Source organism: Streptomyces sp. NPDC013157 (assembly GCF_042899865.1).
Classification (GTDB): domain Bacteria; phylum Actinomycetota; class Actinomycetes; order Streptomycetales; family Streptomycetaceae; genus Streptomyces.
On sequence record NZ_JBIBAK010000028.1, the window covers coordinates 85977 to 106268 of the forward strand.

A 20292-nucleotide genomic window follows, 5' to 3' on the forward strand; every position below is an offset into this window, starting at 1 on the left:
CACGGGAGGGCCGCTCCCGCGGCCCTCGCCCTGACAGCACCGTTCTCACGGATCGAGGTTCCCATGACCACCACTACTGACCTGGCCGACGTGGCAGGCACCGACTCCGCCGCCGGCCGCGACCGGCTGCTCGCCACCCTGGACGCGATTGCCGACGACCTCCAGGCGGAAGGCCCGGCCTGTGACGACGCAGGCAAGCTCACGGAACGCACGATGGAGTTGCTGCGAGACAGCGGCCTCAGCTGGATGTATGTCAGCAAGGACCTGGGTGGCTTGGCGGTGACTCCCAGCGACTCGGCTCAGGTCCTCGAACGCTTCGCCTACATCGACGGGTCGATCAGCTGGACAGGAGGAATCTTCGCGGGCGTCGGCTACCTCACGGCGTTCTTCGACAAAGCCGTCGAGAAATCACTTCTGGCCGACGGGGTGCCGAACTTCTCCGCGACCGCCTACCCCAGTGGACGTGCCGTCCGGGTCGAGGGCGGCTACCGGCTCACCGCGTCCTACTCGTACTGCAGCGGGCTTCCGAACGCGGACTATGTGCTGTGCAACTCCCTGGTCTTCGACGGCGACCAGCCCGTCCCCGGCCCGCCGTTCATGTTTCTCGTACCGGCCTCGGCGACCACCCTCCGGGGCAACTGGGACACGATCGGGCTCCGCGGCACCGGCTCCGTCGACTTCACCGTGACTGACTACTTCGTTCCGGATCACCACGCGGTCCCGCTGTTTCCCGACACCGCCGCCGGCCTGCTGGCAGTGGTTCATCTCGGACGCCAGACGTGGGCGTCCGGCACCACCCGTCGACTCCTCGACGAGATCGCCGCCTTCGCGAGCCGTGATCCCAAGCCCGGAGCGACCCGGCTCGGGGACAACCCGGTCTTCCGCACCGAATACGCGGACTTCGAACTGGCCTACCGCTCCGCTCGCGCGCTCGGGGCCGAAGTCTTCGCCGAGGTGGACGCCTCGGCGGCACGTGGGGAGCCCCTCAGCCGTCGGCAGACCAGTCTGCTCGCCGGCGCCAGCGTGCACATGCACGACATCTGTCGGGATGTCGCCCTGTGGGCGTTCAACAAGGGCGGAGGCACCGCACTGCGCGCCGGAACTCTTCAGCGCGTCATCCGCGACGCCATCTCCGGTTGTCAGCACGCGGTGATCAGCCGCAGCCAGCTGGCGGACATCGGTCATGAACTCATCGGCGCGCCGCCGGAGCTGCAGTGGATGGGAACGGCACTTGTTGTGCCTCCCGGCCTGTGACCGCGCCGGTTCATGAAGTGGCGGCCTGATCAGTGACAGGACTGGCGACGTTCCGCACTCGACGTGCGGGCGTCGCCTTCTCTGATCCACCCGGGGCTGTGCACTGAAGTGGGCGGTTGGTTCGAGATCCCGAACCAACCGCCCACTTTCATGGCGCTATGGCGTGACTCACGGGGTGACGAGGGTGGCGTCCGGGGGAAGCTGGAAGTCCGATCCGTGAGCGAGGAAGTCCGCTACGAGGGCGCCCAGATCCTCGGCGCGGTCGCCCTGCACGTCGTGTGCGGCATCGTGAAGGAGGACGAAGCTGCAGTCGGGCATGAGACGGGCGAAAGTGCGTCCGTTCTGGGGTGGGATCAAGCCGTCCTTCTCGCCGAACACCACCAGCGTGCGAACAGAAAGTTCAGGCAGACGTTCGGCGATCTGCTTCGAGTAGTCGGGGTTCGCTCCCTGGAGCCTGGAGATCAACGCGAACATCCGAGCCTGGGAGTCGGGGTGAGGCGGTACGAAGACCGGCTCCCGCTCGGGGTGGACGCGAACCTTGGCAAGGGCTTCCTCAGGTGTGCCGTTCCCCGGTGAGGGGTCGGCCCCTTCGTGGAACGTGCCCGGTGTGTCGAGGACAAGAGAGGCCACCCGTTCCGGGTGATCGAGGGCGATGTTGAGGGCGACGTCGCCGCCCAGCGTGCTTCCGAGCAGATGGAAGCTCTTGAGCCCGAGGCCCTGGGTCGCCTGGTGGACGGTGTCGGCCAGTTCCGTGAGTGTCAGGTCGCGGCCGCCGTCGGGCTCGTCGCCCCAGCCGGGCAGTGCGAAGAGGATGACGTCGTACTGCTCGGCGAGGCGGTCAAGCATGGGGGTGAAGCGGATGCCGACGGCGCTGTGGATGACGACGAGGGTGTCGCCGGAGCCGGCGCGGAAGTACCGGATGGGGTGACCGTCGGCTTGGGCGACGCCTTCGGTGAAGGCGGAACCGTACTTTGCGGACGCGGATGTCATTTGGGGCCAACTTTCGATCACGTGGAAGCTGGGTGATCCTGCTCGTGAATCCTTGGAGCCGCCCGTTCCCGACGACGGCTTCCGTGGAGTAGGCGGTCTCAGAGGCTCCAGAGGAGCATTGAGACATGTTTAAATGACCTTACGTAAATATTTCAATTGGGTTCTAAAGTGTCAAGCGTCTGACGGGTGGCTCGCGATGACGTTGCGCTGGATCTCGTTCGTGCCCTCGCCGACGATCATCAGCGGGGCGTCGCGGAAGTACCGTTCGACGTCGAATTCGGTGGAGTAGCCGTAACCGCCGTGGATGCGAACGGCGTTGAGCGCGATCTGCATCGCGGTCTCGGGTGCGAAGAGCTTGGCCATGCCCGCCTCCATGTCCACGCGGCGATGTTCTCGCCCTGCGCGCCAAGGTGCTCGGCACTGGGAGGCGGACACGACGATCACGTGTGGTGGAGTGACGGTCCAGCCCGGGGACATCGTGGTCGGAGACGACGATGGTGTCGTCGTCATCCCGGAGTACCTCGTCGTGGATCGCGGAGGGGAATCCGGCCGAGGGGCTGTTCCCTCCTCCTGGTCGCTGGAAGCAGGAGTTCGACAAGTGGCGCGAGAGTCTCTGACGACGCCGGGCAGCCGGCGACGCTGACTGTCCGTCCCGAGCTGGTCACTTCACAAACACTTCCGGCCCGCCATGGGACGCGGGCCGGAAGATGAGTCGTACGACGGTGTCAGCCCTCGAACTGGCGCTGGAGGCCGTCCCAGACCGCGTCGTAGTCCCCCTGAAGGGTCGGCAACGCGAGGGCGGCAGAGGTCGGGATGAGGGGCAGCCGGGTCTCGAACAGGAACGTGAGCCCGTTGTCGATCTTGCGCGGCTTGAGCTCTGCCGTGCTGGCGGTCTCGTAGGTCTCACGGTCGGGGCCGTGCGAGGCGAAGCAGTTGTGCAGGCTGGCGCCGCCGGGGAGGAAGCCTTCGGCCTTGGCGTCGTAGGTGCCGTGCACGAGCCCCACGAACTCGCTCATGACATTGCGGTGGAACCACGGCGGACGGAAGGTGTTCTCGGCGACGAGCCAGCGGTCCGGGAAGATCGCGAAGTCGGCGTTCGCCGTCCCGGGGATTCCGCTGGGCGAGGTCAGCACGGTGTAGATCGACGGGTCCGGATGGTCGAACGAGATCGTGCCGATCACCATGTAGTTGTTCAGGTCGTACTTGTAGGGCGCGAGGCTGCCGTGCCAGCCGACGACGTCGAGGGGGGAGTGGTCGTATTCGGAGACCCACAGGTTGCCGAGGTACTTGTTGAAGACCCGCACCTCCTCGTCCCGGTCCTCGAAGGCCGCCGTCGGGTAGAGGAAGTCCCGGTGGTTGGCCAGGCCGTTGGCACCGATCGGGCCGAGTTCGGGCAGCCTGAAGATCTGCCCGTAGTTCTCCAGGACGTATCCGCGGGCCACGCCGTCGGGCAGCTCCACCTTGAAGCGGAGGCCGCGGGGGAGGACGAGGATCTCGCCGGGGGAGACGGCGAGGATGCCGAGTTCCGTGGCGACGCGCAGACCGCCCTGCTGCGGGACGATCAGCATTTCGCCGTCACTGTTGACGAAGTACTCGCGGTCCATCGACCTGGCCGCGGCGTACATGTGGATGGCGACACCCGACTGCGCGCGTACATCGCCGTTGCCGCCGATGGTGAACAGCGACTCGACGAACGTCTTCGGCTCGGCGGGGAATTCGTAGGGGTCCCACCGCAGGCGGTTGGGGGAGGGAGCGGCGTTCGCGATCGGGCTCGCGGTCAGGCCGCCGGCATCGACCTGCCGGAACGGGGAGTGCTTCGCGGACGGTCGGATGCGGTAGACCCACGTACGCAGGTTGTCCTGGCGTGGCGCGGTGAACGAGGTGCCGCTCAGCTGCTCGGCGTAGAGTCCCAGAGGCGCCTTCTGCGGGCTGTTGCGGCCCTGCGGGAGAGCCCCCGGGACGGCTTCGGTGACGTGCTGGTTGCCGAAACCCGAGAGATACGCGAGGTCGCGTGCGGAAGCCGGTCCGGTGATGTCGGTGAGTGACCTGTCAACTGTGGTCATGAGTACCTCCGTTAGGTGTTCGGGGCCCGGGACGGCTCAGGTCGCCTCCAGGACGCTGACGTAGTTGGCCACCGCGAGCCCGCCCATGTTGTGCACGGCGGCGCGACGCGCTCCCGGCAGTTGCATGTCACCGGCGGTGCCGGACAGTTGCATCGCGGCCATCACGTGCTGGGAGACCCCGGTGGCGCCGACCGGGTGGCCCTTGCTCTTCAACCCTCCGGAGAGGTTCACCGGCAGGCTGCCGCCCCGGAAGACGGTGCCCTCGTCGAGCGCGACGCGTCCCTTGCCGCGGGGTGCGATCCCGAGCACCTCGTACATCACCAGCTCGGCGATCGTGAAGCAGTCGTGCAGCTCGATCAGGTCCAGGTCACCGAGTTCCACGCCGGCCATGCCTTTCGCGCGGTTCCAGGCGGCGGCGCTGCCGGCGAACTCGACCGGGTCGCGTTTGCCTGCGGGCAGGAAGTCGTTCGCCTGGCCGAAGCCGATCAGCCGGACCGGGCTCTGGGCCGCACTGCCGCTCGGCCTGGTCGTGAGGACGAGGGCCGCCGCGCCGTCGGAGACCGGCGAGCAGTCGGTGCGCCGCAAGGGACCGGCGACGACGGGGTTCTTGGGTGACGTCGTGGCGCAGAACTCGGGGGTGAGCTCCTTGTGGAGGTGGGCCCACGGATTGGCCAGGCCGTTGCGGTGGTTCTTCGCCGCGATCTGCCCGAGAACATCGTCCGTAGCGCCGTACCGCTGCCGATAGGCCTCGGCGACCTTCGCGAACAGCCCGGCGAAACCGGTGCGTGACTCCTGGCCGGCCAGCTCGTAGTCGGCCCCGAGCAGGGCGGCGCCGACCTGCTCCGCCGGGGCGTGGGACATCTTCTCGGCGCCGATCACCAGGACGGTCCGGGCGGTGCCCGCGAGGAGGGACTTGATACCGCCGTGGACGGCCGCCGAGCCGGATGCGCAGGCGTTCTCGACCCGGGTCGCGGGTACGCCGAACAGGTCGTCGGAGATCTGCAGGGCCAGGGACGAGGCGAAGGCCAGTGGCCACAGGCCCGAGTTGAACTGGCCGAACCAGATCTCGTCGACGTCCCCGGCGTCGATCCCCGCGGCGGCGACCGCGTCGCGGGCGGCTGCGACGACGAGGTCTTCGAGGGACTGGTCACGCAGTGAGCCGAAGCGCGTGTGCCCCCAACCGGAGATGACGATGTCGGTTCCGAAGGTCTGGGCGAGAGTCATCGGGCAGCCGCCTCGTACGCGGAGCCGACGGTGAACTCGGCCTCGGTGGTGGCACGGACCTCGTCGACCGTCACCCCCGGGGCGGTCCGGGCCAGCAGCAGGCCGCCCTCGACGACGTCGAAGACGGCGAGGTCGGTGATGACACGGTCCACGACGCCGACACCGGTCAGCGGGAGGGTGCACTCGCGGACGATCTTGGAGGATCCGTCCTTGGCGCGGTGGGTCGTCAGGGCGATCACGCGGCGCGCTCCCGCGACCAGGTCCATGGCCCCGCCCATGCCCTTGACGACGGATCCCGGGATGCTCCAGTTGGCGAGGTCTCCGGAGCCCGACACCTGCATGGCTCCGAGGATCGTCAGGTCGACGTGCCCGCCGCGGATCATCGCGAAGGAGGCGGCCGAGTCGAAGACGCTGCCGCCGGGCAGCACGGTGACCGTCTGCTTGCCCGCGTTGATCAAGTCGGCGTCCTCGTCCCCCTCGTAGGGGAACGGGCCCATGCCCAGGAGACCGTTCTCACTCTGGAGGGTGACCTTCACGCCCTCGGGGAGGTGGTTGGCGACCAGGGTGGGGATGCCGATGCCGAGGTTGACGTAGGCACCGTCTCTCAGTTCGGAGGCGGCGATGGCGGCCATCTCGTCGCGGGACCATGTCATGACAGCTCCTCTTCTTCGCACGCGGCTCTTCTTCTTGCGCGGCTTGCGCGGTACACGCTCACGCGGACGTCTCGGTCCGCTGCCGCGTGGTGCGTTGTTCGATGTGCTTGACCCGGCTCGACGTCCGTACGACGCGCTGCACGTAGATGCTCGGCGTGACCACGTGGTCGGGATGGATCTCGCCCTCCTCGACCACCTCGTCGACCTCGGCCACGGTGACCCGGCCGGCCGTCGCGACGACCGGGTTGAAGTTGCGGGCGGTGTAGCGGTAGACGAGGTTGCCGGCGGTGTCCGCGCGGTGGGCGCGCACCAGCGCGAGGTCGGCGACCAGGCCCCGTTCGAGCACGTACTCGACTCCGTCGAAGGCCTCGGTCTTCTTGCCCGCCGCGACCTCGGTGCCCACCCCCGTGCGGGTGTAGAAGGCGGGGATCCCGGCGCCGCCCGCACGGAGCCGTTCGGCCAGGGTGCCCTGCGGGTTGAACTCCACCTCGAGCACTCCGTCGAGGTACTGCTGCGCGAAGAGCTTGTTCTCACCCACGTAGGAGGCGATGACCTTGCGGACCTGACCGCCCTCGATGAGGACGCCGAGGCCGATCCCGTCCACTCCCATGTTGTTGGAGATGACGGTGAGATCCCGGACGCCCGACGCGCGGACCGCCGCGATCAGGTCGTCCGGGATGCCGCTCAGGCCGAACCCGCCTACGGCCAGGGTCATCCCGTCGGACAGCAGATCGTGCAGCGCCTCGGTGGCGGTGGGGTGAATGACAGCCATGTCGGTTCCTTTCACGATATGCGGCTCCGCCGCGTGGGAGCGACCAGCCCCCACCGGCCCGCAGGTTTGTCACCGTTCTTCCAGCGGAGCGCTCAGTGCCGTTCGACGACCGGCTCGGACGCGAGCACCTCTCCCCGCAGGCACAGTTCCTCCACGAGCCCGAGGGCCGCGCCTTGGGAGGTGGCCGTGCCGTAGACGTAACGGTCGGGCCGGACGACCGCCCAGGAGATTCCCAGCCGGGAGGCCCAGTCCACGAGGGTGCCGTCGAGGTCGACCACCTCCGTCACCGCCGCGTCCTCCGCCCTCGCCGCCGTACGGCCGTTCTCGCCACCGGACGATCTCCTGACGGCCACGTGCCGGGCACCGAGTGCTCGGCACGCGCTCTCGAAGAACCGCCCGGAGTCGTCGCCCGCGCCGGCCCCGGGGGTGTCGTCGTTGCCGATGCTCACGACGGCGAACCAGTCGCCCAGTACCTCGTCGAGGCGGACCCGGTCACCGCTCGCGTCCCTCACCCACGGCTGGGGGAACTGGGTGCCGGCCGCCACGTTCGGCGGCGACGCGATCAGCCCTGCCGACAGCGGCGGTATGACCTGCTGCCGTGTGGGGTCCGGACGCAGCCGGCGTGCCTCACGGAGCCGGGCGTCCCGAGCCCTCGCGCGGTCCGGATCGAGTTCGCCGATGATCTCGCCGAACGACTTCGCGAGCCCGACGACCTCGGCCACGTGCGGACGCATCTCGGCCTCGTAGGTGTCCAGCACGTGTTCGGGCCAGCCGCGCTTGGCGACGGCGTCGAGTTTCCAGGCGAGCCCGGCCGCATCCCGGATTCCGGAGCACATGCCCTGCCCGAGAAAGGGCGGCATCTGATGAGCCGCGTCGCCGGCGAGCAGGATGCGTCCGCGTCGCCAGTTGTCGGCGACCAGAGCGTGGAACCTGTAGACGGCGACCCGTGCGATCTCGAGAGCGTCGACATCCACGAAACGGGACAGGACCCTTCTCAGCACGGCATGGTCTTTGAAGTCCTGGGGGTCCTCCGACGGAAGCACCTTGATCTCCCAGCGCCGGAGCGAGCCCGGTCCGATGATGAAGGAGCCCGGCCGGGAGGGCCGGCAGTACTGCGTGGCCCTGGGGGGAAGGTCGGTGTCGGCGACGAGGTTGGCGTCGACGATCACCCACCACTCGTCGAAATCGAGATCGGTGATCGTGGGCTCGACGAGTGAGCGGGTCCGGCTCCTCGCGCCGTCGCAGCCGACCAGGAACTCCGCCTCGACGCGTTCCGTCTCTCCGTCGCGCTCCAGGACGACCACGACGGAGTCCGCGTTCTCGGCCGCGTCGACCAGCGAGGTCCCCGGTCGTTGTTCGACGTTCGGGTAGCGCTCCAGCTCCCGCCTCAACCGGGCTTCGAGCCTCGGCTGGTAGAAGAGGAAGTTGGCTTCCCAGCCCAGCGGGTGCGGAGGCGGAGCCGGGTAGAACGTCTTGATGAGCCCGCCGTCGACGCCGAGGTAGTCCGATCCCGGATGAGGGATGCACTCCTGTGCGACCTCGTCGGCGACGCCGATGGCCTGGAAGGTTCTCATCACCTCGTGGTCGGCGGTGATGGCCCGGGGCAGCGGGTAGACCTCGTGCGCGGGGTCCGCGATCAGGACCCTCCACCCCCTGCGCGCGAGGAGGTTGGCGAGAGTGATCCCGGTCGGGCCCATGCCCGCGATCACCGCGTCGTACCGCTTCATCGCCGCTCGCCCGCGGGCTCGCCCGTCTTGTTCAGCGCCGTGATGCGGTGCTCGAGCGGGCCGAAGACCGACTCTCCGTCGGCGAAGGCCTCCATTTCGAGCACGTCGCCATGAAGGAGCCAGGGGGTGCGTACGGCGCCGTAGGTCGCCGTCTCCCAGATGCGCACCTCGGCGAGACATCCGTGCCCGCTCTCGGCGCCCTCGTTGGAGACCGCTCCCGCGCCGAGGACGGTGCCGGCGGCGAGGTCACGCGTACGAGCGGCATGGGCGATGAACTGCGGGTACGTGAAGTACATGCCGGTGCCCGAGTCGGGTTCGCCGACGATCGATCCGTTGCGGCTGGTCCGCACCCGCAGGTGGACGCGCTCACCGTCCCACCGGCTGCCGAGCTCGTCGGGGGTCACCGCCGCGACGGCGAACCCGTTGGTCGGCTTCGCCTGGAGGAACCCGAAGCCCTTGGGAAGCTCGCTCTGCGTCAGGGTCCGCAGCGTGTAGTCGTTGAGCAGGACGAACAGCTTGATGTGGGCCGCCGCCTCATCGACGGTGGTGCCCATCGGGACGTCGTCGAGCACCACCGCGATCTCGGCCTCGTAGTCGAGACCGAGCTCCTCCTCGGGGATCACCATCTCGTCCCGGGCCTTGAGGAAACGGTCGGACAGGCCCTGGTACATCAGGGGCTCCGTCTCCCAGTTCGGCGGCATTTCCGCGCCTCGGGCGGCCCGCGCCTTGCGCATGTGGTCGAGGTAGCCCGAGCCGTCGAGGAACTGGTGGCTCCTGGGAAGCGGACTTGCCATCTCGAGGTCGGCGACGAGCAGGGCGCCGGTGACGCCGTCCCCGTCGAGGGCCTCGCTCAGCTTCCGCAGCGGCTCCTCCACCTCGGTCCAGTTCTCGAGCGCGGCCTGGAGCGTCGACGCGATCCCGGTCGCCGGTACGGCACGGGTCAGTGTGCGATCGAGGACGACGAGAGTGCCGTCACGACCTCCTTCAACCAAACTGCCCAGCTTCACTGTGCGGTCCTTCCCCAGTCGTTCGGCTTCGCGCCCCATTGAAGAGACCGGTCGCGCAGCTGTCAGGAGCAGTTTCCGTTTATCGGAAAGGCGGTTTCTCCGCCTCTTTCGCGTGGTTGCTGCCCTGTCGCATCGCTGCTCTTGACTTCGGATGTTCTGGCGATCCACTATCCGGACCATGCCGCAGACAGGAGCCGTGGGCTCGCTCAAGCGTGGAGTCGTCGTACTGAAGGCTCTCGCGAGCGCCGGGCCCGGCGGTCTCGCGCTGACCCAGATCGCCGAGCGATGCGGCCTGCCCCACTCGTCCGCCCACCGAGTGCTGAGCCAGCTCCGCGAAACTCATCTGGTGCACCAGGACTCACCCGACGGCATGTACTCACTCGGACCGCTCGCCTTCGAGCTCGGTGTCGCCGCCGCCCAGCAGTTCGACATCCGGGGCCGGAGTCGTCCCGCGCTGATCACGCTCGCGACCGAACTGGGTGACACCGTCTTCCTCATGATGCGCAGCGGGTCGGAAGCCGTCTGTCTGGAAGTCGAAAGCGGCCCGGCGCCCATTCAGGTCGTCACCCTGCGCATCGGCAGCCGCCGTCCGCTCGGTGTGGGCGCCGCCGGACTCGCCATCTTCGCGGCCATCGAGCAACCGGAACGCGACGACGTGCTGCGCGACGTCGTGGAGCAGATCGAGCACGACTGGGGGATCACCGAACAGACTCTCGACGAGCTCGTCGCCCGGACCCGACGCCAGGGCTTCGCCCACATCGAGGACCAGATCACGGTCGGTGTCGCCGGGGTGGGCGTGCCGATCCGCGACCTGTTCGGGCAGCCGATCGGCAGCGTCGGAGTCGCGGCACCGATCAGTCGCATGCCGCCGGCCCGGGTCCGGGACGTGGCCGACGCCGTGGGACGCGCGGTCGGCCACATCCAGACCCGACTCTTCGCACACGGACCACGCGTCAGGCGAACCAGGGGATCGTGATCTCGGCGAGCGCGCATGCGGGCTGCCGCTCGATCTCGACGCCGGCCCCTTGCGCGGGCCTGGTCACCGACCAGGGGTCCCTGTGGTTCTCGCTGAAAGACAACGCCGGGCCGTGGGGCGACCCCTGATCTCCGTCTCGATTCTGGAGAAGGGCGCCACCGCCCGTACCGCTGCCGAGCAGGAGGCCCACACCCGCGTGGCCCACCTGATGAGGCTCGGCGCCGCCCCTGGGGGGGGCGGCGCCGAGAACACCGGCGAGGCCTCGTGCGGTCAGACCGAGGTCACGGTTACTTCGAGGGGGCGACCTCGATGTAGGTGGTGCCGGTGACCGGGCGGTGGTCGTAGGTGCCGGTGATGGCGGCGCCGCCTTCGTAGCGGGGCCCGGTGATCACCAGTTCCTGGTCCTTGGCGTAGGTCTTGACGTTCAGCTTGGCGTGCTCGCCCGGGATGGTGACCTTCCAGCGGGTGGGGTAGTTCTTGCCGGTGGTCGGGCTGGTCCAGAGGGTGGAGTTGTCGGGCGTGAGGGTCGCCTCGGCGACGGTCTGCGTGCCGTCGGGCTTCAGGACGGTCGCCCAGGTGTTCTCCTTGCTGTCCTCCGTCTTCCAGAGGCTGACCTTGTCACCGTTGGACAGGTTGAGGTTCATCCAGCCCCATGAGGCTTCGCCCGCGGCGATGTCGGGGAGGGGGCCCCACTGGCGGTCCAGCCAGGACTGCCCGCGAACCTTGTCGGTGCGACCGTTGAGCGTCAGCGTGCCGGAAGTGTCCATGGTGGGGAGCGCGTACTCGTAGTTCGGGTACTTGGCGTCGCCGAACATGGGGAAGTAGCCCGTGCCCATGTTGTAGAGGACGTTGCCCTGCGGGCGGAAGGTGACGTCGATGGTCCCCTCGGGGACCTTGGCGCGCAGCTTCTGCTCCTTGGCGTCGCCGGTCCAGCTGATGTTGTCGGTGTGGATGTCCACGCCCTGCTTGTCGGACAGGCCCGCCCGGGCCGGGAGGGTGGCCTCCGACCTGGTGTACCAGCCGGTGTCCTCGTCGGTGATCGACACAGCTGAGGAGGCTCGCCCCTGCTTGGCGTCACCGGCGCTCAGGTAGTGGGCCAGGAATCCGTAGTGGTGGCCTCCGGCGGTCACGTGGGCGGTCACGTACCAGGACTCGTTGACCCGGTCGGGGTTGGCGGTGAGGTCGGCGGCGGGGTCGACGGCGACCGGGAGGCTGGTCTGGTTCAGCCCCTTCCCGGAGGAGGTGCTGTGCGCCGCGGCCGTGCCGGAGGCTGTGGTCGCGGTGGCCGTTCCGCCCGAGGCGAGGGCGAGCGAGGCGATGAGTGCGGCGGTGACGGCGGTCGCGCCGACAGTGGTCTTGCGCATGATGACTCCTTGTGCAGATGTCCTGCACGGATTACATGAATGTACGAAACGGTTTCGTACTATCGATGAATGCAGTTGTGGGCGGAAGGAAAACCCGCGGGCGCCGGATGGGCGCCGCGCCGGCTCGTCGGCGGGCGGCGCCTGTCCTCGGGCGCCCGCATCGGCCACCCGAAGAAATATCCAACACCTGTAGGATTATTGATATGGTGGCCCGTGTCAAGCCGGTGTCCGGGCAGGGGCCACTGCGTCGGATCCGGGGCAGGCGCTGACCTGGGACGGTGCTCAGCTGTGCCGACAGGGGCGGCTACGCTGGTGCGATTGACGGGCACACGCCCGCACGGCCGACTGAGGAGGACACGTGGGAGGCAAGCCGACCACCACGCGACGCCCGGGGCGTCCCGGCGCGGATTCCGCCGAGGTGCCCTCGGCGCCGGACGTGCTGCTGCGGGGCCTGGAGGCGTTCGCGGAGCTGGGATACGACCGGGCGTCCGCGCGGGAGTTCGCACGCCGTCTCGGGGTCGGCCCCACCTTCATCAACGACCGCTACGGTTCCAAGGCGGCCTACTGGCGCGCGGTGGTGGATGCCGCCCTGGGGGCTCAGCTCACCCGCATGGTGCCGGCCGCCCCGGGGAGCGACGACGAGGACGTGGTGCGGCAGTTCGTCAGGGAGTTCTACCGCACCACCATCGGTGAGCCGTACCTGGCCATGTTGATGGCGGATGAATCCGCGCGGGACACCGAGCGGCTGGACTACCTCTACCAGAGCTACATCGAACCGACGCTCGCCCTCGTCGCGCCCAGCATCGAGAGGCTGATGGCATCCGGGCGCGTGGCGCGGGTCTCGATCGACATCGTGTTCTTCGCCATCATCGCTCCGGTGTCAGGACTGGTGCAGGAGCCGCTCGCCCGGCGCGTGGGCGGCTACGAGCACATGACGCAGGCGGACCGTCTCGCCAAGGCGGAGGCCCTGGCCGCACTGGTGATGGACGGCCTACTGGCCCCGGGTGACGCAAAGCACCGGTAGCGAGGTGTGAACTGGCATGTTCCGCGTGGGAGGACTACTGCTTCTAGCCGTCCAGGACGTGGTCAGCGCCTCCAGTCGCCCACCTGCTCGGTGTAGTTCTTGCCGGTGACCTTCTTGCCCTCGTAGACACCGGTGTAGACAGCCGGTGCCTCGTATACGCCGTTGCCGGCCTTGTCCGCGGCCTCCTGGTCCTCGGGGCCGTTGACGCGGACGGTGAGACGGGTCTTCAGCGAGGGGATCCCGACATGCCAGCGGGTGGCATAGGTCTTGCCGGTCTTGGTGCTGGTCCAGGTCCTGTCCACGCCGTCGGCCAGGGGCTTGACCGCCGCCAGGTCGTAGGAGCCGTCCGGATGCAGGACGGTGGCCCAGGAGTTCTCGCTCTTGCTGTTCACGGTGTCCCAGAGGGCGAGCGTGTCGTTGTTCGGCAGGCGGACGCTCATCCAGGTCCATCGCATGGAGGGATCGTCCACGGGGGTCTCGCCCCACTGCCGGTCCAGCCAGCTCTCTCCGGAGATCTTCTGGGTCTTTCCGTTCAGCGTGAGGGTGCCGCTGGTCCGCATCGACGGCAAGGCGAATTCGTACTGTGTGTCACCCAGCATCGACCAGGTGCCGGTCCCCGCATAGTTCAGGGCCGGGCCCTTGGGGGCGAGCTTGATGTCGAGGCCGCCCCACGGGGTGGTGGCCTTCAGCGACATGCGCTGCGCGTTGCCCTTCCAGGTCAGGCCAGGCATCTTGATGTCCAGCCCGCTGGTGCTCCAGTGGTAGTCGTTCTTGGCGATCGGGACGCCGTACCTCTTGTACCACCCGCTCGTCTCGTCCGTCACGACGACCGAGAGCGAGTACTGATCGATGTTGGGCTGACGCAGCGTGATGACGTGAATGCCGAAGTCGTGACCGCCGGCCTTCACCTCGCTGTTGACGTAGATCGAGTCGGTCCAGGTCTTGCCGCTGGTGGCGGGTTGGGCGGCGAGGCCGGTCGCGGGGTCGAACGCTGCCGGTATCCCCTTGTCGGTGGTGACGTCGGCCGCCCTGGGCGATTGGGGCGCGGCCTGGGCGGCGGGCAGCGCCGCCAGGCCGACCATGGCTGCGGTGGCGGCGGAGACGATGCCCAATTTCGCCCGCTTGTTCATCTTCATGAGTGTTCTCCCTGGGATGCGGGGGATGACTGTCGAGCCATTCACTCAACGCTCGTAGAGTGATCATAGGTATGCGTGGGCAGTTCGCTCAATATTTGTTGAGCAAAATGGAGGGGTGACGTGGAACACCTCGGCCCCCTCGCGCGAAACCCCGGGTCTCGTCGTCTGGTGGTGCGCGATCAGAGGCGGCACCGCATGGTTCTGGCCGAGGAGGGGGCCATTGCCCGGCCTGCCGCGGGCCGGCTGTGGGAGGGGGACGCCGGTTCGACGCTGGTGGCCGCCGCGGGTTGGCGGCGGCCGGACGACGGTGGGACCATCCTGGGACGGTACGGCTCAGCGATGCCGTTGACCGCGCGGGCTTCCGGTGACAACTGAACATCCGGACGCCGCGCTTGACCCGCGGGAACGCTCTTGCTCGCCGGTGGCCGCGGTGGTGTGCGGCGTCCGGCGAGCAGGGGTGGCTGGGTCCCCGCCGGCTCATCTCGATCGAGCTCCCCGTCGGGTGCACTCCGGCGGGTCCCGGTCGGTCCGCGGCGGCGGTCCCGGTCGGTCCGCGGCGGCGGCCCGAGTTGTTCATCGCCTCCGACCATGCCGGGCCTGGCCGTGCTGGGCTTCTCTGGCCCGGCCCGAAGGCCACGCCGGCTGTTCAGCAGGCCTCCGGTCGCCGGTCCGTCCGGCGGTGTGTTCGTTCACGCCCGATGCGGGCGGCGGATCAGATGGCCAGCCGCAGGGCGACATGCGCCGGCCGCACACAGCACAGTCGGCCCCACCTCTGGTGTCTCGGGGCGGCGCTGGTCGCCCCCGTCACGGCTGCAGGCGTGGCTGGGCGAAGCCTCAGTCAGCTTTCTGATGGCCCTTCAGCGCTGATTCCGGCAAGAGTGCCTCGACGGCCGGTCGCAGATGGGCGACGAGATCATCGACGCTGGCCTGCTCGACGGCGGAGGCCTTCAGTACGTAGCGCGTGATGGCGACACCCAGCGTCAGCGCACCGACCAGCTGGCCACGCAGCTCGCTCGAGTCGTCGTCGAACGCGCCCGAAACGCCGCTGTGCTCGGCGATGGCCGCTACGTTGAAGAGTTTCAACGCCTCCTCGGCGCTCTCGTCGTGGGTGAGCATGGAGCGAAAGGTGGAGGCGGTCGCCTCCGGCCGTTCGTCCATGCGCTCCAACACCGCCCGGATCAGCCGCTCGCTCAGTTCCTCGGCCGGTCCTGCCGCCACCGCCGCCATGTCCAGATCCAGCTGCACCGCGGCCCGGAACAGCTCCTGCTTGCTGCCGAAGTGCTGCATTACCAGCGAAGGATCGCACCCCGCCCGATCGGCCACCGCCCTGATCGTCGCCTTCTGGTAGCCAGACCTGGAGAACTCCTGCCGGGCGGCATCCAGGATGGCCGAACGTGTACGGGCGCGGCGCTGCACTCTGGTGTTGATCGAGGTACCAGACATCACATCACCCATTCACTCAACGCATGTTGAAAATTATCCCGGCGCGCCTGCGATGACTCTATATCCGTTGAGCCAATGGGTGCTCCACAGCGACAGGGTTCAAGAGAATGAGCTCGCCGCCTTGGAAGAAAGGCTGGTAGTCCAGGGCGGGACGGGCGACCCAGGTGCGGAAGGCCGCGAGGGTGCGCGCGCTGCCCGCCCGACCGGGGCAGCCCTGTTCGCCTGCTTCGCCGCCAGGGCGGAGTCCGCACGCGACTACATCCGTGACAAGATCCTCGAAGGCCGGGAGACTGCCCCTACGACAAAGCGGTCGGCGGCGTCAAGCTCTCCGACCACGACATCACCGTCACCGCCCGCGCCTGCGCGATGACGAACGCCTCTCCATGCGCGAGATCGCCTGCTGCTCGTCATCCGCGTGGGCAAGAAGCGCGGCCGGCCCGCCCAGCCCCGGCCACCGTCATGCGCATGCTGCGCGAGCACGACGAACGGACGGCCGCGCCGGAACCCACGCGCCGACCCCGCACCAAGTCCTGACGTCGCCTTTTCGGCGAGAACTGCCGAAACCTCGTGACAAGACGACACTCGGCGCGGGGCCCCGGCGCTGCTCAGCAGTCGGTGTCGGGGGCGAGCGCCTCGCGCTGAGCCGTCTGGGCCACCCGCATGAGGAGACGGCGGAGGTGGTGGGCTTCGTCCTCGTCGAGGTCGGCGAGCAGGCGTGCCTCGGCGAGGGAGAGGCCGTGTTGGGCGCGTTCGAGGTGGGCGCGTCCCTCTTCTGTGATCAGAACCTGGCGGGCCCGTCGGTCGCGCGGGTCGGGCTTGCGCGTGATCATCTGACGAGCCTCGAGATCGTCGAGCAGATAGGTCACGACGGTGCGGTCGAGGTTCACCTGTTGCGCGAGGGCGAGCTGGGACGGGGGCTCGCCGTGGGCCAGGGCGACCAGGACGAGGTAGCCCCGCGGCCCGCCCGGCAGGTCCGCCACCGAACTGGTGGCCATGCGGCCGAAGGTCGAGGAGACCATGCGGATCGCCCACCCCAGCTCCGATTCGAGCCCGGCTCCGTTGGCAGAGGAAGGGGATGCGGTCATTCGGTAAATGTACCGCACTTGCACAGCCCGCCAGATGCTCTTGTCAATAGAACATCTGTGATGCATAGTTTCTGGCCTGACCCAACCTGCGCGGACAGGAAGTGAGAACGTGATGAGTGCCAGTGCCCCGCTGCAGGGCAGCACCGCTCTGGTGACCGGAGCCACCGCGGGCATCGGTCGTGCCGTGGCTCAGCGACTGGCCGAGCAGGGCGCGGAGGTCGTCCTTCACGGGAGGGACCGCACCCGCGGCGAGGCCCTGGCCAAGACCATCGAGCAGGCGGGCGGATCCGCCCGTTTCGTCGCCGCGGACCTGGCCGACGCCGAGGACACGCTGCGGTTGGCCTCGGAGGCGGGCGACATCGACATCCTCGTGAACAACGCGGGTGTCTTCACCGCCTTCACGCCGACCGCGCAGACCGACGCGGCCGCCTTCGACCTGCACATCGCGGTCAACACCCGGGCCCCGTTCCTGCTGGTCGGCGCCCTTGCCCCGGCCATGGCCGCCCGGGGGCACGGCTCGATCATCACGATCGGGTCGAGCTCTGTCAGGACCCCCGCGCCGATCGGCGCGGCCTACGGGGCCTCCAAGGCCGGCGTGGAAATCCTCACCCGGTACTGGGCCACCGAGTTCGGTGGCAGCGGGGTACGGGTCAACACCGTCTCACCCGGTCCGGTGGTGACCGAAGGCCTCTCCGCCGCGCTCGGGGACCAGATCGCCGTACTGGACCAGGCCAGCGCCAGAGGCCGGGCGGGCGAGCCGCGCGAGATCGCCGAGATCGTCGCCTTCCTCGCCGGCCCCGCGAGCAGCTACATCAACGGCGCGATCCTCTTCGCCGACGGCGGCGAGACCAGCCGGCTGCCGGTGTGAGGAAACCGCCGGGGAGGCCTTCTCGACCGGCGCCACCCGGGCCCGTCGGCGGTGCCGTCGCCAGCCGCCTCGCGGGCGTACGGGCATCACGTCACACGCCTGTCACCCAGGTCGCAGCGGTCGCTCCCGAGTTCCAGGACCTGACCCCGGTCTCAGGGTCTGCCGGAACGCCTGGCACGGCGACACCGCCGACACCCGACCAGGCGCCTCCAAGCCGCACCACACGCGAGAAGCAGCCGAGGCGTCGAAGCTCTCCTGGCCGAGGAGAAGGCCCGGTGTCCCGCCGCCCTGTCGACGAGTGCCACCCAATGACCTCGCCATCGCCCGCGCGCGATGACCGGCTCCGGCTCCGTGCGGAGTATCACGACCCCCGCACAGAGCAGGAGCGTCCCTGCCGGCGGCGAACCGGCCGCTTCCGTTTGTCGGCACCCGCCGAACTGCCCACCCCCTGAACGTGGAGCCCGAATTGTCCACTCTCGCACGCTGGTGCTATCAACACCGGCTCGTCGTCGTCCTGCTCTGGCTCGGCGCACTCATCGGACTCGCCGCGGTGTCGCAGGGCGCCGGGAGTGCGTACAACAACAGCTTCTCGCTGCCCAACACCGAGTCCACCCGGGCCCTGGACCTGCTGAAGTCGTCCTTCCCGGCGCAGGCAGGTGACTCGGACACCGTGGTCTGGTATGTCGAGACCGGCTCGGTGCGCGACAGCGCGACGAAGGCGCGGATGACGGGCACGCTGGACAAGATCTCCAAGCTGTCCGAGGTCAGCGATGTCACCAGCCCCTACGACCCGCAGGGCGCGGCCCAGATCAGCAAGGACGGCCGCACGGCCTACGCACAGGTGAACTTCGCCAAGGTCCAGCAGGACCTCGACAAGTCGGACATCCAGCGGGTGATCGACACCGCCGAGGCGGCCAGGACCGACGGCCTGCAGGTCGAACTGGGCGGCCAGGCGATCCAGAGCACCGAGCAGACACCGCCGGCCACCAGCGAACTCGTCGGCGTCCTGGCGGCCGCCGTGGTGCTCTTCCTCGCCTTCGGCTCGCTGTTCGCCATGCTCTTGCCGATCCTGACCGCGGTAGCCGGGGTCGGCACCGCCATCCTCGCCACCGGCCTGCTCAGTCATGCGACGACCATCGGTGAGATCGCCCCGACCCTGTCCGCCCTCATCGGCCTCGGTGTGGGCATCGACTACGCCCTGTTCATCGTCACCCGACACCGCAAGGGCCTGCAGTCCGGGCTCGACGTCCAGGAATCCCTGGTCAGGGCGGTGAACACCTCGGGACGCGCCGTACTGTTCGCCGGCGGCACCGTCTGCATCGCCCTGCTCGGCATGTTCGTCCTCCAGACCAAGTTCCTCAACGGAGTCGCCGTCGCCTCGGCGCTGACGGTGGCGCTGACCGTGCTCGCCTCGGTCACCCTGCTTCCGGCCCTGCTGGCACTGCTCGGCGCCCGGGTCCTCGGCCGGCGGGCACGGCGCCGGCTGGCCGCGGGCGAGCCACTGCCCGAGAACGCCACATCCGGCCCCTGGGCCCGCTGGGCCGCTCTGGTGCAACGGCGCCCGCGGGTGCTGTCCCTGGTCGCACTGGTGGTGATGGTCGTCCTCACCCTTCCCGTGTTCTCCCTGCGCCTGGGGTCGTCCGACGCGGGCAACAACCCGGCGTCCACCACCACGCGCAAGGCCTACGACCTGTTGGCCGACGGATTCGGCCCCGGCTTCAACGGGCCGCTGCAACTGGTCGCCCAGGCCCCCACGGCCGCGGACAAGGCCGCCCTGACGAAACTGTCGGCCCAGTTGGAGAACGTCGAAGGGGTCGCGAGCGTCGCCGCGCCACCCATCCGGCAGGGCTCCACTGTGGGCATCGTCCAGGTCGTTCCCACCACCTCCCCCCAGGACAAGCAGACCTCCGACCTGATCGATCACCTGCGTGACGAGGTGATCCCCGCGGCCGAAAAGGGCACCACCCTCAAGGTCTACGTCGGCGGAACGACCGCGATATTCAATGACTTCGCGACCGTGCTCACCGGCAAGCTGCCGCTGTTCATCGCGGTGATCGTGGTCCTCGGCGGGCTGCTGCTCCTGCTCGCCTTCCGCAGCCTGCTGATTCCGGCCGTCGCGGCGGTGATGAACCTGCTGGCCGCCGGAGCCTCTTTCGGGGTCCTGATCGCGGTGTTCCAGTGGGGCTGGGGCTCGGACGCCATGGGGCTCGGCCGGGCAGGTCCGGTGGAAGCCTTCCTCCCCGTGATGATGATCTCCATCCTGTTCGGTCTGTCCATGGACTACCAGGTGTTCCTGGTCAGCCGGATGCACGAGGAATGGGTGCACACCAAGGACAACGCCCGAGCGGTGCGGGTCGGCCAGGTGGAGACCGCGCGGGTCATCACCGCTGCCGCCGCCATCATGGTCTGCGTCTTCATCGCCTTCGTCTTCGGCGGCGAGCGCACGATCGCCGAGTTCGGCATCGGCCTGGCCTCCGCGGTCGCCCTGGATGCCTTCATCCTGCGCACCATCCTGGTCCCCGCGTCCATGCACCTGTTCGGCAAGGCCAACTGGTGGCTCCCGGCCTGGCTGGACCGCAGGATGCCCCACCTCTCCGTCGACCCGCCCGACGAGCCCCTCCCGGCCCCGTCGCCGGGCAGCCCGGCGACGGAACCCGAGCCGTCCACCCACCCCTGAAGACCGTCCTGCACAACCCGGTGGACACG

17 protein-coding genes and 1 pseudogene are annotated in these 20292 nt (G+C 68.8%); 6 read left to right on the plus strand and 12 right to left on the minus strand.

Features of this window, described 5'->3' with window-relative positions; translation table 11 throughout:
* The first annotated feature begins 63 nt into the window (after positions 1-63).
* Complete coding sequence (locus ACFY6U_RS49290) at positions 64-1254, plus strand: hypothetical protein (protein ID WP_390049280.1); 1191 nt, start codon at positions 64-66, stop codon at positions 1252-1254.
* Positions 1255-1422: 168 nt separating this feature from the next.
* Here the strand turns inward: ACFY6U_RS49290 and ACFY6U_RS49295 are convergent, their stop codons facing one another.
* Positions 1423-2244 (minus strand): alpha/beta fold hydrolase, encoded by an 822-nt coding sequence (locus ACFY6U_RS49295; RefSeq protein ID WP_390049282.1) that lies wholly within the window; start codon positions 2242-2244, stop codon positions 1423-1425.
* A gap of 171 nt (positions 2245-2415) precedes the next feature.
* Positions 2416-2634 (minus strand): annotated as a pseudogene (locus ACFY6U_RS49300) (acyl-CoA dehydrogenase family protein); the annotation flags it as partial.
* On the opposite strand from ACFY6U_RS49300, the gene ACFY6U_RS49305 reads away from it, so the two are divergent.
* Positions 2618-2887 carry a hypothetical protein gene (locus ACFY6U_RS49305; RefSeq protein WP_390049283.1) on the plus strand — a complete coding sequence of 90 codons (270 nt, stop codon included), beginning with the start codon at positions 2618-2620 and terminating at the stop codon, positions 2885-2887. The pseudogene ACFY6U_RS49300 and the gene ACFY6U_RS49305 overlap by 17 nt on opposite strands.
* Positions 2888-2969: 82 nt before the next feature.
* Here ACFY6U_RS49305 and hmgA read toward each other — a convergent pair whose 3' ends face one another.
* The 6 genes from hmgA to ACFY6U_RS49335 form a co-directional block, all read right to left on the minus strand.
* A complete protein-coding gene (gene hmgA, locus ACFY6U_RS49310) occupies positions 2970-4307 on the minus strand; it encodes a homogentisate 1,2-dioxygenase (protein WP_390049285.1) in 1338 nt (445 codons plus the stop codon).
* A 36-nt stretch (positions 4308-4343) separates the two neighbouring features.
* Positions 4344-5531 (minus strand): thiolase domain-containing protein, encoded by a 1188-nt coding sequence (locus ACFY6U_RS49315; protein ID WP_390049286.1) that lies wholly within the window; start codon positions 5529-5531, stop codon positions 4344-4346.
* Entirely contained in the window at positions 5528-6184 is a 657-nt protein-coding gene (locus tag ACFY6U_RS49320) for a CoA transferase subunit B (RefSeq protein ID WP_390049288.1), read from the minus strand. The genes ACFY6U_RS49315 and ACFY6U_RS49320 overlap by 4 nt, the downstream gene beginning before the upstream one ends.
* Before the next feature lie 58 nt (positions 6185-6242).
* Positions 6243-6956: a CoA transferase subunit A gene (locus tag ACFY6U_RS49325; protein ID WP_390049290.1), complete on the minus strand. Its 714-nt coding sequence runs from the start codon at positions 6954-6956 to the stop codon at positions 6243-6245.
* Positions 6957-7048: 92 nt separating this feature from the next.
* On the minus strand, positions 7049-8683 hold the full coding sequence (locus tag ACFY6U_RS49330; protein ID WP_390049292.1) for a bifunctional 3-(3-hydroxy-phenyl)propionate/3-hydroxycinnamic acid hydroxylase: 1635 nt from the start codon (positions 8681-8683) through the stop codon (positions 7049-7051).
* Positions 8680-9690, minus strand: coding sequence for a fumarylacetoacetate hydrolase family protein (locus ACFY6U_RS49335; protein ID WP_390049294.1), 1011 nt, complete (start codon positions 9688-9690; stop codon positions 8680-8682). The genes ACFY6U_RS49330 and ACFY6U_RS49335 overlap by 4 nt, the downstream gene beginning before the upstream one ends.
* Before the next feature lie 178 nt (positions 9691-9868).
* Here ACFY6U_RS49335 and ACFY6U_RS49340 point away from each other — a divergent pair, with 178 nt between their 5' ends.
* On the plus strand, positions 9869-10666 hold the full coding sequence (locus ACFY6U_RS49340; protein ID WP_390049296.1) for an IclR family transcriptional regulator: 798 nt from the start codon (positions 9869-9871) through the stop codon (positions 10664-10666).
* A 287-nt stretch (positions 10667-10953) separates the two neighbouring features.
* On the opposite strand, the gene ACFY6U_RS49345 is transcribed toward ACFY6U_RS49340, so the two are convergent.
* On the minus strand, positions 10954-12030 hold the full coding sequence (locus ACFY6U_RS49345) for a lipocalin family protein (RefSeq protein ID WP_390049298.1): 1077 nt from the start codon (positions 12028-12030) through the stop codon (positions 10954-10956).
* 358 nt (positions 12031-12388) lie between these two features.
* On the opposite strand from ACFY6U_RS49345, the gene ACFY6U_RS49350 reads away from it, so the two are divergent.
* Complete coding sequence (locus ACFY6U_RS49350; RefSeq protein ID WP_390049300.1) at positions 12389-13054, plus strand: TetR/AcrR family transcriptional regulator; 666 nt, start codon at positions 12389-12391, stop codon at positions 13052-13054.
* Positions 13055-13116: 62 nt separating this feature from the next.
* Here the strand turns inward: ACFY6U_RS49350 and ACFY6U_RS49355 are convergent, their stop codons facing one another.
* The 3 genes from ACFY6U_RS49355 to ACFY6U_RS49365 form a co-directional block, all read right to left on the minus strand.
* Positions 13117-14190 carry a lipocalin family protein gene (locus tag ACFY6U_RS49355; RefSeq protein ID WP_390049301.1) on the minus strand — a complete coding sequence of 358 codons (1074 nt, stop codon included), beginning with the start codon at positions 14188-14190 and terminating at the stop codon, positions 13117-13119.
* Between the two features lie 834 nt (positions 14191-15024).
* Positions 15025-15645: a TetR/AcrR family transcriptional regulator gene (locus ACFY6U_RS49360; RefSeq protein WP_390049302.1), complete on the minus strand. Its 621-nt coding sequence runs from the start codon at positions 15643-15645 to the stop codon at positions 15025-15027.
* Positions 15646-16238: 593 nt separating this feature from the next.
* A complete protein-coding gene (locus ACFY6U_RS49365; protein WP_390049304.1) occupies positions 16239-16718 on the minus strand; it encodes a MarR family winged helix-turn-helix transcriptional regulator in 480 nt (159 codons plus the stop codon).
* A gap of 112 nt (positions 16719-16830) precedes the next feature.
* Between ACFY6U_RS49365 and ACFY6U_RS49370 the strand changes: the two genes are divergently transcribed.
* Together ACFY6U_RS49370 and ACFY6U_RS49375 are read left to right on the plus strand one after the other, a co-directional pair.
* Complete coding sequence (locus tag ACFY6U_RS49370) at positions 16831-17586, plus strand: SDR family NAD(P)-dependent oxidoreductase (RefSeq protein WP_390049306.1); 756 nt, start codon at positions 16831-16833, stop codon at positions 17584-17586.
* Positions 17587-18052: 466 nt separating this feature from the next.
* Positions 18053-20263: an MMPL family transporter gene (locus ACFY6U_RS49375; RefSeq protein ID WP_390049308.1), complete on the plus strand. Its 2211-nt coding sequence runs from the start codon at positions 18053-18055 to the stop codon at positions 20261-20263.
* Positions 20264-20292: the final 29 nt, after the last annotated feature.

Excerpts from the sequence above, each read along its gene's own strand:
- ACFY6U_RS49290 (WP_390049280.1), top strand. The coding sequence starts at position 64 with ATGACCACCACTACTGACCTGGCCGACGTGGCAGGCACCGACTCCGCC.
- ACFY6U_RS49295 (WP_390049282.1), bottom strand. The coding sequence starts at position 2,244 with ATGACATCCGCGTCCGCAAAGTACGGTTCCGCCTTCACCGAAGGCGTC.
- ACFY6U_RS49305 (WP_390049283.1), top strand. The coding sequence starts at position 2,618 with ATGTCCACGCGGCGATGTTCTCGCCCTGCGCGCCAAGGTGCTCGGCAC.
- hmgA (WP_390049285.1), bottom strand. The coding sequence starts at position 4,307 with ATGACCACAGTTGACAGGTCACTCACCGACATCACCGGACCGGCTTCC.
- ACFY6U_RS49315 (WP_390049286.1), bottom strand. The coding sequence starts at position 5,531 with ATGACTCTCGCCCAGACCTTCGGAACCGACATCGTCATCTCCGGTTGG.
- ACFY6U_RS49320 (WP_390049288.1), bottom strand. The coding sequence starts at position 6,184 with ATGACATGGTCCCGCGACGAGATGGCCGCCATCGCCGCCTCCGAACTG.
- ACFY6U_RS49325 (WP_390049290.1), bottom strand. The coding sequence starts at position 6,956 with ATGGCTGTCATTCACCCCACCGCCACCGAGGCGCTGCACGATCTGCTG.
- ACFY6U_RS49330 (WP_390049292.1), bottom strand. The coding sequence starts at position 8,683 with ATGAAGCGGTACGACGCGGTGATCGCGGGCATGGGCCCGACCGGGATC.
- ACFY6U_RS49340 (WP_390049296.1), top strand. The coding sequence starts at position 9,869 with ATGCCGCAGACAGGAGCCGTGGGCTCGCTCAAGCGTGGAGTCGTCGTA.
- ACFY6U_RS49345 (WP_390049298.1), bottom strand. The coding sequence starts at position 12,030 with ATGCGCAAGACCACTGTCGGCGCGACCGCCGTCACCGCCGCACTCATC.
- ACFY6U_RS49355 (WP_390049301.1), bottom strand. The coding sequence starts at position 14,190 with ATGAAGATGAACAAGCGGGCGAAATTGGGCATCGTCTCCGCCGCCACC.
- ACFY6U_RS49360 (WP_390049302.1), bottom strand. The coding sequence starts at position 15,645 with ATGGGTGATGTGATGTCTGGTACCTCGATCAACACCAGAGTGCAGCGC.
- ACFY6U_RS49365 (WP_390049304.1), bottom strand. The coding sequence starts at position 16,718 with ATGACCGCATCCCCTTCCTCTGCCAACGGAGCCGGGCTCGAATCGGAG.
- ACFY6U_RS49370 (WP_390049306.1), top strand. The coding sequence starts at position 16,831 with ATGAGTGCCAGTGCCCCGCTGCAGGGCAGCACCGCTCTGGTGACCGGA.